The organism is Pseudomonas sp. P7759, from assembly GCF_013386445.1.
Taxonomy (GTDB): Bacteria; Pseudomonadota; Gammaproteobacteria; order Pseudomonadales; family Pseudomonadaceae; genus Aquipseudomonas; species Aquipseudomonas azotoformans_A.
In genome coordinates this window covers 81,779-96,896 of the sequence record NZ_JACART010000007.1, presented here as the reverse complement: position 1 = coordinate 96,896, position 15,118 = coordinate 81,779, and the positions used below count along the sequence as shown (strand labels likewise).

Genomic DNA, 15,118 nt, shown 5'->3' with positions numbered 1-15,118 from the left:
TGCAGCGGCGCCAGTGTACTCATCCGCAGGCGCTCAATCGCGCACAAGTCGCACATTCTGACATTTTATTCTGCTTCGCCAGCCTGCCCGAATCCGTCACCTGACTAAGCTATAAATCTTCGACGACCTCTGTGCGGAACCGAGACATGGACGACGCTTCAACGCTGTACGCCTGGGAAGGCATCAATCGCAAAGGACGCAGGGTGTGCGGGCAAACCACGGGGAACAATCTGGCCCTGGTCAAGGCTCAGTTGCGCCAACAAGGCATCAGCCCTGGGCATGTGCGCAAGAAATCCCTACTACTGCGGGGACTCGTATCGTCGATCAAATCGACGGATATCACCCTGTTCACTCGCCAACTGGCAACACTGCTGAAGGCCGGGATTCCCCTGCTGCAAGCCTTCGACATCATCGGCGAAGGCTTCGACAACCGCCCCATGCGTGAGCTGGCGCTAGGGCTGAAACAGGCGATTGCCGCCGGCTCCAGCCTGGCCGAAGCCTTGCGCAAACACCCGCGCCAATTCGATGAGCTGTATTGCAACCTGGTGGCCGCCGGCGAACAGGCCGGCGCACTGGAAACCCTGTTGGAGCGCGTGGCGATCCACCGGGAAAAGAGTGAGCAGTTGAGGGCGAGGATCAAAAAAGCCATGACCTATCCCATAGCGGTGTTGGTGGTGGCAGGCCTTGTCACCGGCGTTCTGCTGATCCACGTGGTGCCGCAGTTTCAGACCCTGTTTGCTGGCGTCGACGGCACGCTGCCCGGTTTTACCCTGCAGGTGATCGCCCTGTCCGAGTTCATGCAGAAGGCCTGGTGGATCGTTGCGCTTGGTGTTCTTGCGGGAGGCATGGGGTTGCGCCAGGCCTATCGCTCCCTACCTGCTTTTTGTCTCTGGCTGGACGCGGGTTTGTTGAAAGCCCCACTCGCAGGCAAACTGCTGAAAAAATCGGCCGTGGCCCGCTACGCCCGCACCCTGTCCACGACCTTTGCGGCGGGCGTTCCACTGGTTCAGGCATTGGATTCTGTGGCCGGCGCCGTCGGTTCAGGGCCGCTCAAACAGGCAATCACGCATATGCGACACGACGTCTCCACTGGCATGCCGTTGAATCAATCCATGCGCGCCAGCGGCATGTTCCCTGGAATGGCGGTCCAGATGACCGCCATCGGCGAAGAGTCGGGCACGCTGGACCGCATGCTGGAAAAGGTCGCCAATCATTATGAGGCCGATGTGGACAACCTGGTCGACAACCTCACCAGCCTGATGGAGCCGCTGATCATGGTAGTCCTGGGCAGCATCGTCGGCGCGCTGGTAATCGCCATGTATTTGCCGGTCTTCCAGCTGGGGAGCGCGTTTTGATCCTGTTACTGGTTGAACACCCGTGGGCCTTTGTGGTGATGGCAGGGATACTGGGGCTGATCGTCGGCAGTTTTCTCAACGTGCTGGTGTGGCGCCTGCCGAAAATGCTCGAACGGGAATGGCGCGCCCAGGCCCATGAAGTGCTCGGTCTACCCGCCGACCCAGCCGGGCCGACCTATAACCTGATGCACCCCAATTCCTGCTGCCCACACTGCAACCATCCGATACGCCCATGGGAAAACATCCCACTGCTCAGCTACTTGTTTCTGCGAGGTCGTTGCGCCCATTGCCAAGGGGCAATCAGCCCTCGCTATCCGCTTACTGAACTGGCGTGTGGACTGATCTCGGCCTGGGTGGCCTGGCATTTCGGCTTTGGCTGGCAGGCGGGCGCGGTACTGGTGCTGAGCTGGGGCTTGTTGGCGATGAGCCTGATCGACGCCGACCATCAACTGCTACCGGATGTACTGGTGATGCCGCTGCTGTGGCTGGGGCTGATCATCAACGGATTCGGCTTGCTGACGACATTGGCCGACGCCCTGTGGGGCGCAGTGATCGGGTATATGAGCCTGTGGAGCGTGTTCTGGCTGTTCAAGCTGGTCACTGGCAAGGACGGCATGGGCCACGGCGACTTCAAGTTACTCGCGCTGCTCGGTGCCTGGGGCGGTTGGCAGATTCTGCCGATGACGCTGTTGATGTCGTCGTTGGTCGGTGTATTCGTCGGCTTGATCCTGATGCGCCGGCACAAAGCCCAAGCGTCGGCGCCGATGCCATTTGGTCCGTATCTGGCAATTGCCGGCTGGATTGCATTGCTCTGGGGTGGTCAAATAACCGACTTCTATTTGCAGTCTGTCGGTTTCAGATGACCACTTCTGTTGCAACACCCTGGATTCTCGGCCTCACCGGCGGCATAGGCAGCGGCAAAAGCGCGGCGGCCCAGCACTTCATCGACCTGGGTATCGACCTGGTAGACGCCGACCATGCTGCGCGCTGGGTGGTCGAGCCAGGCCGTCCGGCACTGGCGCGTATCGCTGAGCATTTTGGTACAGGCGTATTACAGCCTGACGGCCAATTGGACCGTGGCGCATTGCGCAAGCTGATCTTTGAAGTCCCCGAAGAGCGCCGCTGGCTCGAAGCCCTGCTGCACCCGTTGATTGGCGAAGAGATCCGCAGCCACCTGGCGCGGGCAACCTCACCTTACGCGATCCTGGTGTCGCCGCTGCTGATCGAGTCGGGCCAGTACAGCATGGCCCAGCGCATCCTGGTGATCGACGTGCCGCAATCGCTGCAGATTCAGCGTACCCTGCAGCGCGACGGCATCAACGAGCAACAGGTACAGGCGATCCTCAAGGCACAATCGAGCCGTGAAGACCGCCTGAAACATGCCGATGACGTACTGGTCAATGACCAGGACCTCGCCTGGCTGCACAGCGAGGTCGAGCGACTGCACCACTTTTACCTTACTTTGCGTGGAGGCCGATCATGAGCCAACCCTTGACCGTCGACTGCCCAACCTGCGGCGCACCCGTGGAATGGAAAGCGACCAACCTCAACCGGCCGTTCTGCTCGGACCGCTGCAAACTCATCGACCTGGGTGCCTGGGCCGCTGAAGAGCACAAGATCCCCGTGGCCCCGGATGCCGAAGACGAACTGTTTTCCGAAGACCTGCCACCGCGCCACTAAGGGCGCATAAAGGCGTATTCCTGCTGGTCGTCGAGGTTTTCTGCAAGGTATTGCAGCTCGTCGGCCAGGTCCTCGAAACTGCGCACCCCCTTGCTCTGCTGCACCACTGCACTGAGCATGGCGCGCAGGGTCAGGCCTGGGTCAAAACCGATTTCCTGTGCCGCGTCCTGGCTTCTGCGCAATTCCTGCCGTGCCCACTCGTACACACTCATGATCCGTGCTCCTGGAAAAATTCTGCAGAGCATGGGCCTGCCAGGGCGCGTGAGATTTGATCTGGATCAACGCTGCGAATCGTCATCCTTCCAGGGCGCCGAGAGGTAGCGCGTGCGGTTGAAAGTCTCCAGCCATTCCGGGCAAAACACCACCAGGGCGCTGACGACCATGCCGTTGATAAAGGCCTCGGGGAAGATGATCAGCCACAGGTAGCCAACGAAATCCTCCAGCCATTCCGGCATCGCGAAGCGGCCGTCGAACCACAGCAGCCCCAGCCCGAACAGCAAGCAGAGCAAGGCCGATAATGCGGCGGCAAAAAAACCGGAACAGAAGATATACACAAAGGGATTACGCGGTTGTGCTCGCTCGACCAGCAGCGCGCAGGCTTCAGTGACCAGCACTGGCAGCACGACCAGCAACAGGCCATTGATACCAAGGGCGGCCAGGTCCTGGCGCCCCAACAACATCAACCCAAGCTGGGCCGCAAAGCCGCCGACAATTGCCAAAGGCCAATCCAGCAAAAGGGTAACGGCGGTCATGCCAATGAAGTGATAGGACACGCCGGTGTCGAAATCCCGCCGCACCAGCCACAGCATGAACAACGCGAACACGGTGCCGAACAGCAAATGCTGGCGGCGCCGGTCAGCAAACAGTTCCACCCACGGCGAACGCAGGATCGCCCACACCAGCACTGGCGCATACAACATCCAGCCGATACCGAGGGTTTGCGGCGCTAGCATCGCGGCGCTGATCATGGCTTTATCTCACCCAAAGGTTGCTATGGGGTGATCAGTCTACACCGCCGCTTTACCACAGGTAGCGATACCCCAGGTTCACACCCCACGGCTGCTCGATGGAATTGCCTTTGGCGTACTCGGCATCCAGGGAGATCTTGCTCTTCTCGCTGACTTGCAACACACCACCAAAACCCAGCTCTACGCGATCGCCCGGCAACTTGGCATCGAGCTTATTGCCATTGACGCTGACCTTGCTGCTCCCGGCGTGCTCAGTGACATAGGAGGCCTTCACATACGGTTGCGCCTTCATGCCGTTGCTCAATGCCAGGCTACGGCCGAACAGTGAACCCACACGGCTCTGCAACGAGTCGAGATCGTCGGACTTGACCCGCAAGCCATTGCTCGCGGTGTAGTCGGCGCCTTGAGTGCGAGTCGCGGTGAGTTCGAGTTGAGGCTCGACGAACCAGCCACCTCCCAACGGAATGTGCTTGCCCACTTCGATATCCGCGCCCACTCCATTGGTTTTATACGACCCCTTCACCCGATCGCCGAGGTTCGTCGGCATCTTGATATCGTTGTCGAAGCGGCTGTACTTCAGCACGCTGTCGACGTAGATGCCGTTGTCGTGCAGGTAAGTGGCGTACACGCCGAACATCTTGCTGTCGGTATTGCCCGAAGCGCCTTCACCGAAATCCTGGTCCGACCGGGCAGTACCCACCATGGCGCCGAGATACACCTTGCCGTTGCTCAGCGCCACAGCCTTGTCGGCGCCGATTTCAAGCCCGGAGATATTCTGGGAATAGGCACGGCTGGAGTGCTCGCCCACATCGAAACGCTTGCTGATGGCCCGAGTCCATACGCCCCCGTTATCCTCGCCCATGCGCAATTCGCCCAGGCGTTTGACCAGCGCGTTCATCTGCGCGCTCCATAGGCTGGCGCTGGCGGTGTGTGCAGCGATGGCGGCGTTGGCCCCCGAAGAGAGGTTCTGCGGCGACGGTCCAGAGGGCCCTTTGCCAGTACTGGCCAATACCCAATCGTCACCGTCTTGCTGCAGGCCGTATCGAAAGGCGCCGGCATCGACATGCCCGCCGTACAGATCGAACTTGGCACTGCCGCCATGGGTATCCACCAACAGCAAACGGCCGTCCGTCGTACCCGGCTCATGGCCCGAATCCGCCACGATCAACGTATGGTTGCCGCTCGCCAATCCGGCGCCCTCCACCACCAACACATCGTTTTGCGCGTTGGCGATGTCGGTATTCATCAGGATACTGCCGCTGCCGGACAACGCATTGACGGTGAAGGTCTTGAAGATGCCGTCGGTACTTGGCGCGAAAGCCAGGCGCCCCCCATTGAGGGTCAGCGAGTCCACGGTTTTCACGCCGTTTTCCATGACATTGACGCTACCGCCCGCGTCCGCCACCAGCCCATTGGCCTGTGCACCGCCGAAGAGGTTGACCTGGCCGCCGTTGCTGACCGTACTGTTATTGGCGGTAGCACTGTCGTAAACGTTCTGCACACCACCGCTGATGTGGGTATCGGTCGCCACGGCACCGCCCAGGATGCCGCGTTCCAGATTTTGGACGCCGCCCGTCAACACAAACGTGTTAAGTGCCGTCCCCTGATTGATCACCGTCTGCACGCCACCGTCGTTAATGACGGTGTCCGCTGCGGCCCCACCAAGTGTGAGGGTTTGCACACCGCCCGCATTAATCACGGTGCCGTTGGCGCGGCTGTTTGGGGTTTGCACTGTCTGTGTGCCGCCATTCAAGACCGTACCGTTGGCGATGCCCCCGGCGCTGACAACTTGAGAACCGCCGACATTGACCACTGTGCGATTGGACGTGCCGCTTTGCACCAGTTGGCGGCCATCGACCGTTGCATCATTGGAGACACCATGCTGGAAAACAGCCTGAGTGCCCGTCACCTCAATCAAAGTGTTGTTGGCCGTGCCGTTGGTGCCAATGCTCTGCTGCCCCCCCGTCACCGTCTCGCCATCGACCACTGCGCCATTGGTGACCGTGGGTGTAAACGCCTGCGCGAGGGTAGGCTGCAGCATGAACATGGCCAGTGCCAGCGGCGAAAGGGTAAGTATCGCCGGGCGTTTCGGGTGAAGGGTGTGCATGGTTCAAAACCTCAGACTAACCGCCAAACCGGCGATAAGGACGCCGGCGGCATCCAGGTCGAGCGCGGCTGACGTTAGATCAGAGGCTCGGTGAGGGAGTGAATTTAGGGTTCGAGAAGGAACAAAAAAGTAGGAAACTTCCCCATGCTTGTAGGAAATTTCCCAGCCGCATATTCAAGAGCGCAACCTCCAAGGTGAAAATGCGCCCGACTTTTGTTTTTTTTCATCACATTTGAGCGCTAAGCTGCTAGCTATGGATGACTCAGATTACTTGCGCCTGCTCACCGTAGCGGCCGAACAAGCCAACGCATTCCTGTCCAATGCCCGCAAGTGGGAGCGTGAGCGTTGGGTCTGCCAGCGCCTGCTGCAAGGCTTGAACGTGCCTTATCGAGCCGAAGAGTTTCACGCCGCAGGGCAAGAGCCCCCGGACGTGCTTTTTCGTGACGCCAGCTTCGAGGTGTTTTTCGTACTGGATGAGGGCCGTCGACTAAACGACGAATGGCGCGACGAGCTACTGCGCCGGCGCAGTGCGTTCTCCCTGAGCCAACTGGTACGACGCGAGACCAAGCCGCGACGCATCCCCGCCCATGAGTTTCTATTGCGCCTGGCACCTACACTGCGCAAGAAAGCCCATAACTATAAAGAGCGCGGGATGGACCTGGGCGAGTTGGATATCGTCGCGTTCACCAGCCTCAAGCGCGAAGTACTCGACCTCAACAGCCATTTTCCGCCACCGACCGAATACCTGCGCCAGGGTTGGCGCTCACTGTCATTGGTGGGACCGACGTTTGCACGGGTGCTGTTCGCGCACCCGGACGCACCGGATTTCTTGCGCAACAACCTGGGCCGCAGCATAGTATTCGACGTGGGCATCAGCCTCTGATCCCCCCGGACTGTAACGTGGCGCCCTTTTGCAACGTCTACCTGACGAGGCCTTTATGACCAGCCGCCTGAACCCCGATGACCAACAGCATGTCGAAGAGTACCTGCAACTCTCCCAAAACCGAGTCGAGCGCAAGCCTTTCCGGCCATGGCTGCTCCTGGGTGTGGTGCTTGTTGTGGTGATCGGCCTGGGCCTGCTGAGCCGACTTTTGAGTTACCTGACGCTATGAGCTGCCTGGCGCTCGCGGGGGTAACTGCTCCGATTTCTTTTAGCCTTGCGAGATATCCCCATGACCCATCGTATTATTATCGTCGGCGGCGGCGCCGGCGGCCTGGAGTTGGCTACCCGCCTGGGTAAGACTCTGGGCAAGCGCGGCACCGCCAGCATTACGCTGGTGGACGCCAACCTGACCCACATCTGGAAGCCCTTGCTGCACGAAGTGGCGGCCGGCTCGCTGAATTCCTCGGAAGACGAACTCAACTATGTCGCCCAGGCCAAATGGAACCACTTCGAGTTCCAGCTGGGGCGCATGAGCGGGCTTGACCGTGAGCAGAAGAAAATCCAGCTGGCCGCCACCCTCGACGAAGAAGGCCGTGAGCTGGTGCCCGCGCGCGTGCTGGGCTATGACAGCCTGGTGATCGCCGTGGGCAGCACCACCAATGATTTCGGCACCGAAGGCGCGGCGCAACACTGCCTGTTCCTCGACACCCGCAAGCAGGCCGAGCGCTTCCACCAGCAATTGCTCAACCACTACCTGCGCGCCCATGCCGGGCAGACAGACGTGGTGGAAAAGATCAGCGTCGCCATCGTCGGCGCGGGTGCAACCGGGGTCGAGCTGGCCGCCGAACTGCATAACGCGGCCCATGAACTGGCCGCCTACGGCCTGGACCGCATCAAGCCGGAAAACATGCACATCACCCTGATCGAAGCCGGCCCACGGGTGCTGCCTGCCCTGCCGGAGCGTATCGGCGGGCCTGTGCATAAAACCCTGGAGAAACTTGGGGTGACCGTGCTGACCAATTCGGCGGTGAGCGAAGTGACCGCCGATGCGTTGATCACCAGCAGCGGCCAGGTAATCCCCGCCAGCCTCAAGGTCTGGGCCGCCGGGATTCGTGCACCAGGCTTCCTCAAGGACATCGATGGCCTGGAAACCAACCGCATCAATCAACTGCAAGTACTGCCGACACTGCAAACCACCCGCGACGAAAACATCTTCGCCTTTGGCGACTGCGCCGCCTGCCCACAACCGGGCACCGACCGCAACGTACCACCACGGGCCCAGGCCGCTCACCAGCAGGCCTCGTTGCTGGCCAAGTCGCTGAAGCTGCGCATCGAAGGCAAGGACTTGCCGAGCTACAAGTACACCGACTATGGCTCGCTGATCTCGCTGTCGCGCTTCTCGGCGGTGGGTAACTTGATGGGCAACCTCACCGGCAGTGTGATGTTGGAAGGCTGGTTGGCGCGGATGTTCTATGTGTCGCTGTACCGCATGCACCAGATGGCGCTGTATGGCTTCTTCCGCACGGCGATGCTGATGCTGGGGAGCAAGATTGGACGTGGCACCGAGCCGCGCCTGAAACTGCATTAACAACACGGTTCCGGAGGGGACTTGGTCAATGTGGGAGCGGGCTTGCTCGCGAAAGCGGTGTATCAGTCAGTACATCTGGCACTGAACCACCGCTTTCGCGAGCAAGCCCGCTCCCACATTCGTTTTGCAGTGAGTCAGATTTGCGTGCACAAAAAAAATCCCCGTATCTTGCGATACGAGGATTTTTAATATGGTCGGGGTAAGGGGATTCGAACTCCTGACATCCTGCTCCCAAAGCAGGCGCGCTACCGGACTGCGCTATACCCCGGTAAAAAAAAGGCGACCTTTCAGTCGCCTTCTTCGATCAGCGCTTTTGGCCTCTGATCTTAAGATTCGATTCCAGCGTTAACTGGTCTCAAAAATGGTGGGTCGTGTGGGATTCGAACCTACGACCAATTGGTTAAAAGCCAACTGCTCTACCAACTGAGCTAACGACCCAAATATGGTCGGGGTAGGGGGATTCGAACTCCCGACATCCTGCTCCCAAAGCAGGCGCGCTACCGGACTGCGCTATACCCCGATATTGAAATTGGCTCCGTGACCAGGACTCGAACCTGGGACCCAATGATTAACAGTCATTTGCTCTACCGACTGAGCTATCACGGAACTACATATTTCAAAGTACTACGTTGTTGCTGACTACTTTGTTGCTTCTCTTCGACTTGTCCGTATCGCTACGTTCATGTCTCTGAGGCGCGCTATTCTACAATCTTAAAAACCCCTGTCAACCCTTTAAATTGCTTTTAAGACAATGATTTGCGCTTGTTTCTGATTTCTTCTTGGGGAGAAGAAACCCGTGGGCTGACGTTGCTGCGGGGCGCACTTTACAAGCCTTTTCCTTACAGTTCAACGCCCTATCGAAAAAAAAAGGCCCCGCGATGCGGGGCCTTCTTTTATTACGCCAGTTACAGGCCTCAGTGGAAGACGATTTCGTCGTTTTCCACGCTCGCCTCGACGCTGGTGCCAGGCATAAAGCTGCCGGACAGGATCAGCTGCGCCAGCGGGTTCTCGATCCAGCGCTGGATCGCACGTTTCAGAGGCCGTGCGCCATACACCGGGTCGTAACCGACTGCGATCAGCTTGTCCAACGCCTCGCTGCTCAACACCAGGTCCAGCTCGCGCTCTGCCAGGCGACTACGCAGGCGGCCCAACTGGATCTCAGTGATGCCCGCGATCTGATCCCGTGCCAGAGGCTCGAAGATCACCACTTCGTCGACCCGGTTGATGAACTCCGGACGGAAGTGGCTGGTCAGCGCATCCATCACGGCAGCACGCTGGCCTTCACGATCCCCCACCAACTCCTGGATCTGTGCCGAGCCCAGGTTGGAGGTCATCACGATCACCGTGTTGCGGAAGTCCACGGTACGCCCGTGGCTGTCCGTCAGGCGTCCATCTTCCAGCACCTGCAGCAGGATGTTGAACACATCCGGGTGGGCCTTCTCGACCTCATCCAGCAAGATCACCGAGTAAGGCTTGCGCCGCACGGCTTCGGTCAGGTAACCGCCCTCTTCGTAGCCCACATAGCCTGGTGGTGCGCCGATCAAGCGAGCCACCGAGTGTTTCTCCATGAATTCGGACATATCGATCCGCACCATGGCCTCTTCGGTATCAAAGAGGAACTCGGCCAAGGCCTTGCACAGCTCGGTCTTACCCACGCCGGTCGGGCCGAGGAACATGAACGAGCCACTCGGACGGTTCGGGTCGGACAAACCGGCCCGCGAACGCCGTACCGCGTTGGACACCGCGACCACAGCCTCTTCCTGGCCGATCACACGTTGGTGCAACAGGCTTTCCATCTTCAGCAGCTTGTCGCGCTCGCCTTCGAGCATTTTCGACACTGGAATGCCGGTCCACTTCGAGACGACTTCGGCGATTTCTTCCTCGGTCACCTTGCTGCGCAGCAACTGGTTCTCAGGCTTGCCGTGCTGGTCGACCATCTGCAGGCTGCGCTCCAGGTCCGGGATCACCCCGTACTGCAACTCGGCCATGCGGTTCAGGTCACCTTTACGGCGCGCGGCTTCCAGTTCCTGCCGGGACTGCTCGATCTTTTGCTGGATCTGCGCAGAACCTTGCACTTCGGCTTTTTCCGAAGTCCAGATTTCTTCCAGGTCCGAATACTCGCGTTCCAGACGGACGATTTCTTCCTGAAGTTTTTCCAGGCGTTTCTTCGCCGCGTCGTCTTCTTCTTTCTTCAGGGCCTGGGACTCAACTTTAAGTTGAATCAGGCGCCGATCCAGACGGTCGAGCACTTCCGGCTTGGAGTCGATCTCCATGCGGATGCGGCTGGCCGCTTCGTCGATCAGGTCGATGGCCTTGTCGGGCAACTGACGGTCAGTGATATAGCGATGGCTCAATTTGGCCGCCGCAATGATCGCGCCGTCGGTGATCGCCACCTTATGGTGGACCTCATAACGCTCTTTCAGGCCACGCAGGATCGCGATGGTGTCCTCTTCGCTCGGTTCTTCCACCAACACTTTCTGGAAGCGACGCTCAAGGGCCGCATCCTTTTCAATGTACTGGCGATATTCGTTGAGCGTCGTGGCACCGACACAATGCAACTCGCCCCGCGCCAAGGCTGGCTTGAGCATGTTGCCCGCATCCATGGAGCCTTCGCCTTTACCGGCGCCGACCATGGTGTGCAGTTCGTCGATAAACAAAATGATCTGCCCTTCCTGCTTCGACAGCTCATTAAGCAGGGATTTCAGGCGCTCTTCGAACTCGCCACGGAACTTGGCACCGGCAATCAGCGACCCCATGTCCAGGGACAGCAGGCGCTTGCCTTTGAGGCCGTCCGGCACTTCACCATTGATGATGCGCTGGGCCAGGCCCTCGGCAATCGCGGTTTTACCCACGCCAGGCTCACCGATCAGCACCGGGTTGTTCTTGGTGCGACGTTGCAGGACCTGGATGGTGCGACGGATTTCATCGTCACGGCCGATCACCGGGTCAAGCTTGCCTTCTTCGGCGCGCTTGGTCAGGTCGACGGTGTATTTATCCAGGGCTTGGCGCGACTCCTCATGGTTGGGGTCGTTCACCGCGTCGCCGCCGCGCAGGTTGTTGATGGCGTTTTCCAGGGCCTTCTTGCTCACGCCCTGGCCCAGCAACAATTTGCCGAGCTTGCTGTTCTCGTCCATGGCGGCGAGCAGCACCAGTTCGCTGGAGATGAACTGGTCACCCTTCTGCTGGGCCAGACGGTCAGCCTGATTAAGCAGGCGCGCCAAGTCCTGGGACATATTCACGTCGCCCGTCGGGTTTTGGATTTTCGGCAGTTGGTCGAGCTCTTTGCTCAACTCCTTGCGCAGGCTGTTGACGTCGAAGCCCACCTGCATCAGCAAGGGCTTGATAGAACCACCTTGCTGTTCCAGGAGCGCCTGCATCAAGTGTGCAGGCTCGATGGCTGGGTGGTCGAGGCCCACCGCCAGGGATTGAGAGTCAGATAACGCCAACTGCAATTTGCTGGTTAAACGATCTATACGCATTAGTCACCTTCCTTTTGAGCAGGCCGGAGCTATAAAACATTCCTGAATGAAGAAACCTGCCAGATACCCTTATAGATGGGGTGGATTCTGGGAGTTTCAAGCGACAGACAGTTGACGCAGATCAGAGGAGTCTAGCGTTCCAGCCAGATAAGGGAGGCAAACCGACCGGTGCGTGGGCTACGGCGGTAAGAAAAGAAGCGCGGGTCGGTCACGGTGCAGAATCCGCCACCATAAACAGCAGTGACACCGCGTGCAGCCAGGCGCAAACGGGCCAGCTGATAGATATCGGCCATGAATTTGCCGGGATTGCGGCTGGGCACAAAGGCTTCGGCGGTGATCGGCAGTTGCTGCATGAAGGCTTCACGCACTTCCGGGCCGACTTCAAAGGCTTGCGGGCCAATCGCCGGGCCGAGCCAGACCAGCACTTCGCCGGGTTCGACATCCAGGCTTTCGAACGCTGCTTCCAGCACGCCCGCCGCCAGGCCACGCCAACCGGCATGGGCTGCGGCGACGCGAGTGCCAGCACGGTTGCAGAACAGTGCCGGCAGGCAATCGGCAGTCATTGAGGTGCAAGCGATGCCAGGGGTGCTGGTCCAACTGCCATCGGCTTCAGCGGTGCGGCCTGGGTCAGCTTCGACCACGGTCACACCATGAACCTGACGCAGCCAGGCCGGCTGGATATCAAAGGCATCACTTAAACGACGGCGATTTTCCAGGACAGCCTCCAGGCTGTCCTCGACATGATCGCCCAGGTTGAGGCTGTCGAACGGCGCCAGGCTGACGCCGCCCGCACGGGTGGTGACGCAGGCTTTTACCCGAGCCGGCGCGGGCCAGTCAGGAATCAGCCAGTCACTCATCCGATAAACGCCTCGCGATCCTGCTTGAGCAGCGACAACAACCAGACCAGATCGTCCGGCAGAGGCGATTCCCAGCTCATCCGCTTACCGCTCGTCGGATGATCCAGTTCCAGGAAGCGCGCATGCAGTGCCTGGCGTGGGAAGGTTTTCAACGATTCAACCATGGTCTGGCTGGCCGCAGGCGGAATACGGAAGCGACCGCCGTAGGCCGGATCGCCGACCAACGGGAAGTTGATGTGCGCCATGTGCACGCGAATCTGGTGCGTACGGCCGGTTTCCAGCTTGACCCGCACGTGAGTGTGGGAACGGAAACGCTCCAGCACACGATAGTGGCTAACGGCCTGCTTGCCGCCTTCCATCACCGCCATACGCTGGCGCTGCTGGCCGTGGCGACCGATCGGGGCGTTGATCTTGCCACCCGCTACCACCACGCCGATCACGATGCACTCGTAGATCCGGCTGACGCTGCGGCTTTGCAATTGTGTGACCAACTGCGTCTGCGCCTGAATGGTCTTGGCCACCACCATCAAGCCGGTGGTGTCCTTGTCCAGACGGTGCACGATGCCGCAGCGCGGGACATTGATGATGTCCGGCACGTGGTGCAGCAGGGCATTGAGCAAGGTGCCATCAGCGTGCCCGGCCGCCGGGTGAACCACCAGGCCTGCGGGTTTGTTGATGACCAGGATGTCGTCGTCTTCATAGACGATATCCAGCTCGATGTCCTGGGCGACCCATTCTCCCTGGGCTTCCTGCTCGGCAGTCAGCTCAAGAATCGCACCGCCATGGACTATGTCTCGCGGGCGGATAACCGCTCCATCCACAGTCAGGCGGCCGTCTTTGATCCAGGCGGAAAGGCGCGAGCGCGAGTGCTCAGCGAATAATTGTGCGGCGACTTGATCGAGGCGTTGGCCGCCCAATTCGGACGGCACCTCTGCGCGAAGTTCAATTTTATCGGACATGCTCAGACTAGGCGTGGCGTAGCCTTTGGTTTCGGCTGCGCGCTTGTGGTTAAATACGGCGTCTTTTGCCCCGAGGCTTTCAACGGGGCGCTCATCATAACAGGACGGCCCCGCCCAAGACAGCGGCCGTCATAGGGACGCAAGCCGCCATGCAAGTGAAACACCTGCTGCTGATCGCCATCCTCGCCATGACTGCTGCTTGCTCGTCAACAAAGGAAGTCGTCGACGAAAACCTGAGCGAAGTCGAGTTGTACCAACTGGCTCAGAAAGACTTGGACAATAATAGCTTCACCAGCGCCACAGCGAAGCTGAAGGCACTGGAGTCGCGCTATCCGTTCGGGCGCTACGCCGACCAGGCCCAGCTCGAGCTGATCTACGCCAACTACAAGAACGCCGAGCCGGAAGCTGCCAAGTCCGCCGCCGAGCGTTTCATCCGCCTGCATCCGCAGCACCCGAACGTCGACTACGCCTACTACATGAAGGGCCTCACCTCGTTCGACCAGGACGTCGGCCTGCTGGCGCGCTTCCTGCCGCTGGACATGACCAAGCGTGACCCGGGCGCTGCCCGCGACTCCTACAACGAGTTCGCCCAGCTGACCAGCCGCTACCCCAACAGCCGCTACGCGCCGGACGCCAAGCAGCGCATGATCTACCTGCGCAACCTGCTGGCTTCCTACGAGATCCACGTGGCCCACTACTACCTGACCCGTCAGGCCTACGTAGCCGCCGCCAACCGTGGCCGTTATGTCGTAGAGAACTTCCAGGAAACCCCTTCCGTGGGTGACGGCCTGGCCGTGATGACCGAGGCTTACCAGCGTCTGCACCTGGACGAGCTGGCCAGCACCAGCCTGGAAACCCTGAAGCTCAACTACCCGGATCACCCAAGCCTGAAAGACGGCCAGTTCGTGCCTCAGGTTGCTGAAGCCGACAACCGTTCGTGGCTGAGCAAGTACACCCTGGGCCTGATCGAGTCCCGTCCACCGCTGCCGCCGGGCGAAACCCGCGCCAACCAGGACGTGATCAAGCAGTACCAGGACGCCAAGGACGCCATTCCTTCGGAGCTCAAGCCGCATGACGAGAACGGCGACGTGATCAAAGAAGAAGAGCCTGAGGCCCTGGGCAACAACCAGGATCGTTCGTGGTTCAGCTACATGACTTTCGGTGTGTTTGACTGATAGCACCCGGTGTCATCAAGAAGGAGCCTTTCGAGGCTCCTTTTTTGTGGGTGATATTTATTGCGCT

General features: G+C 59.7%; 14 protein-coding genes and 4 tRNA genes. 8 read left to right on the top strand and 10 right to left on the bottom strand.

What is annotated here, in order from left to right; all coding sequences use genetic code 11:
• The first annotated feature begins 146 nt into the window (after positions 1-146).
• From HX823_RS09185 to yacG, 4 genes are read left to right on the top strand one after another with little or no spacing between them, the layout of a single operon-like run.
• Positions 147-1,355 (top strand): type II secretion system F family protein, encoded by a 1,209-nt coding sequence (locus HX823_RS09185; RefSeq protein ID WP_038846838.1) that lies wholly within the window; start codon positions 147-149, stop codon positions 1,353-1,355.
• Positions 1,352-2,218, top strand: a complete 867-nt coding sequence (locus tag HX823_RS09180) for an A24 family peptidase (protein ID WP_038846840.1) — start codon at positions 1,352-1,354, stop codon at positions 2,216-2,218. The genes HX823_RS09185 and HX823_RS09180 overlap by 4 nt, the downstream gene beginning before the upstream one ends.
• Positions 2,215-2,838, top strand: coding sequence for a dephospho-CoA kinase (coaE, locus tag HX823_RS09175; RefSeq protein ID WP_177074702.1), 624 nt, complete (start codon positions 2,215-2,217; stop codon positions 2,836-2,838). The genes HX823_RS09180 and coaE overlap by 4 nt, the downstream gene beginning before the upstream one ends.
• Positions 2,835-3,035, top strand: a complete 201-nt coding sequence (gene yacG, locus HX823_RS09170) for a DNA gyrase inhibitor YacG (RefSeq protein WP_003188437.1) — start codon at positions 2,835-2,837, stop codon at positions 3,033-3,035. The genes coaE and yacG overlap by 4 nt, the downstream gene beginning before the upstream one ends.
• Here yacG and HX823_RS09165 read toward each other — a convergent pair.
• From HX823_RS09165 to HX823_RS09155, 3 genes are all read right to left on the bottom strand, one after another.
• A complete protein-coding gene (locus HX823_RS09165) occupies positions 3,032-3,247 on the bottom strand; it encodes a hypothetical protein (RefSeq protein WP_003171680.1) in 216 nt (71 codons plus the stop codon). The genes yacG and HX823_RS09165 overlap by 4 nt on opposite strands.
• A 66-nt stretch (positions 3,248-3,313) precedes the next feature.
• Positions 3,314-4,003 (bottom strand): energy-coupling factor ABC transporter permease, encoded by a 690-nt coding sequence (locus HX823_RS09160; RefSeq protein ID WP_038846845.1) that lies wholly within the window; start codon positions 4,001-4,003, stop codon positions 3,314-3,316.
• Positions 4,004-4,055: 52 nt separating this feature from the next.
• Positions 4,056-6,110 (bottom strand): autotransporter outer membrane beta-barrel domain-containing protein, encoded by a 2,055-nt coding sequence (locus tag HX823_RS09155; protein WP_177074701.1) that lies wholly within the window; start codon positions 6,108-6,110, stop codon positions 4,056-4,058.
• A gap of 253 nt (positions 6,111-6,363) precedes the next feature.
• Here HX823_RS09155 and HX823_RS09150 point away from each other — a divergent pair, with 253 nt between their 5' ends.
• Genes HX823_RS09150 through HX823_RS09140 form a run of 3 tightly spaced genes read left to right on the top strand, consistent with a single transcriptional unit; the run spans position 6,364 to position 8,581 of the window.
• Positions 6,364-6,993 (top strand): DUF1780 domain-containing protein, encoded by a 630-nt coding sequence (locus HX823_RS09150; protein ID WP_033903339.1) that lies wholly within the window; start codon positions 6,364-6,366, stop codon positions 6,991-6,993.
• 55 nt (positions 6,994-7,048) lie between these two features.
• Positions 7,049-7,222 carry a DUF3094 family protein gene (locus HX823_RS09145; RefSeq protein WP_016976295.1) on the top strand — a complete coding sequence of 58 codons (174 nt, stop codon included), beginning with the start codon at positions 7,049-7,051 and terminating at the stop codon, positions 7,220-7,222.
• 60 nt (positions 7,223-7,282) lie between these two features.
• The gene (locus HX823_RS09140; RefSeq protein ID WP_016976296.1) at positions 7,283-8,581 is read left to right on the top strand and encodes an NAD(P)/FAD-dependent oxidoreductase; all 1,299 of its coding nucleotides are present in this window, start codon (positions 7,283-7,285) and stop codon (positions 8,579-8,581) included.
• 191 nt (positions 8,582-8,772) lie between these two features.
• On the opposite strand, the gene HX823_RS09135 is transcribed toward HX823_RS09140, so the two are convergent.
• From HX823_RS09135 to rluD, 7 genes are all read right to left on the bottom strand, one after another.
• Positions 8,773-8,849, bottom strand: a tRNA-Pro gene (locus HX823_RS09135).
• 94 nt (positions 8,850-8,943) lie between these two features.
• Positions 8,944-9,019 (bottom strand) — tRNA-Lys (locus tag HX823_RS09130).
• Between the two features lie 5 nt (positions 9,020-9,024).
• Positions 9,025-9,101, bottom strand: a tRNA-Pro gene (locus HX823_RS09125).
• A gap of 10 nt (positions 9,102-9,111) precedes the next feature.
• Positions 9,112-9,187 (bottom strand) — tRNA-Asn (locus HX823_RS09120).
• 308 nt (positions 9,188-9,495) lie between these two features.
• Positions 9,496-12,060, bottom strand: a complete 2,565-nt coding sequence (gene clpB, locus HX823_RS09115) for an ATP-dependent chaperone ClpB (RefSeq protein WP_177074700.1) — start codon at positions 12,058-12,060, stop codon at positions 9,496-9,498.
• A gap of 131 nt (positions 12,061-12,191) precedes the next feature.
• Entirely contained in the window at positions 12,192-12,917 is a 726-nt protein-coding gene (pgeF, locus tag HX823_RS09110) for a peptidoglycan editing factor PgeF (RefSeq protein ID WP_177074699.1), read from the bottom strand.
• Positions 12,914-13,876: a 23S rRNA pseudouridine(1911/1915/1917) synthase RluD gene (gene rluD, locus HX823_RS09105; RefSeq protein ID WP_016976299.1), complete on the bottom strand. Its 963-nt coding sequence runs from the start codon at positions 13,874-13,876 to the stop codon at positions 12,914-12,916. The genes pgeF and rluD overlap by 4 nt, the downstream gene beginning before the upstream one ends.
• Positions 13,877-14,025: 149 nt before the next feature.
• Between rluD and HX823_RS09100 the strand changes: the two genes are divergently transcribed.
• Positions 14,026-15,051, top strand: a complete 1,026-nt coding sequence (locus tag HX823_RS09100) for an outer membrane protein assembly factor BamD (protein WP_061435280.1) — start codon at positions 14,026-14,028, stop codon at positions 15,049-15,051.
• Positions 15,052-15,118 lie beyond the last annotated feature (67 nt).

Bases quoted from the DNA above. Each gene is read 5' to 3' on its own strand.
- HX823_RS09185 (WP_038846838.1), top strand. From the start codon at position 147: ATGGACGACGCTTCAACGCTGTACGCCTGGGAAGGCATCAATCGCAAA.
- coaE (WP_177074702.1), top strand. From the start codon at position 2,215: ATGACCACTTCTGTTGCAACACCCTGGATTCTCGGCCTCACCGGCGGC.
- yacG (WP_003188437.1), top strand. From the start codon at position 2,835: ATGAGCCAACCCTTGACCGTCGACTGCCCAACCTGCGGCGCACCCGTG.
- HX823_RS09165 (WP_003171680.1), bottom strand. From the start codon at position 3,247: ATGAGTGTGTACGAGTGGGCACGGCAGGAATTGCGCAGAAGCCAGGAC.
- HX823_RS09160 (WP_038846845.1), bottom strand. From the start codon at position 4,003: ATGATCAGCGCCGCGATGCTAGCGCCGCAAACCCTCGGTATCGGCTGG.
- HX823_RS09155 (WP_177074701.1), bottom strand. From the start codon at position 6,110: ATGCACACCCTTCACCCGAAACGCCCGGCGATACTTACCCTTTCGCCG.
- HX823_RS09150 (WP_033903339.1), top strand. From the start codon at position 6,364: ATGGATGACTCAGATTACTTGCGCCTGCTCACCGTAGCGGCCGAACAA.
- HX823_RS09145 (WP_016976295.1), top strand. From the start codon at position 7,049: ATGACCAGCCGCCTGAACCCCGATGACCAACAGCATGTCGAAGAGTAC.
- HX823_RS09140 (WP_016976296.1), top strand. From the start codon at position 7,283: ATGACCCATCGTATTATTATCGTCGGCGGCGGCGCCGGCGGCCTGGAG.
- clpB (WP_177074700.1), bottom strand. From the start codon at position 12,060: ATGCGTATAGATCGTTTAACCAGCAAATTGCAGTTGGCGTTATCTGAC.
- pgeF (WP_177074699.1), bottom strand. From the start codon at position 12,917: ATGAGTGACTGGCTGATTCCTGACTGGCCCGCGCCGGCTCGGGTAAAA.
- rluD (WP_016976299.1), bottom strand. From the start codon at position 13,876: ATGTCCGATAAAATTGAACTTCGCGCAGAGGTGCCGTCCGAATTGGGC.
- HX823_RS09100 (WP_061435280.1), top strand. From the start codon at position 14,026: ATGCAAGTGAAACACCTGCTGCTGATCGCCATCCTCGCCATGACTGCT.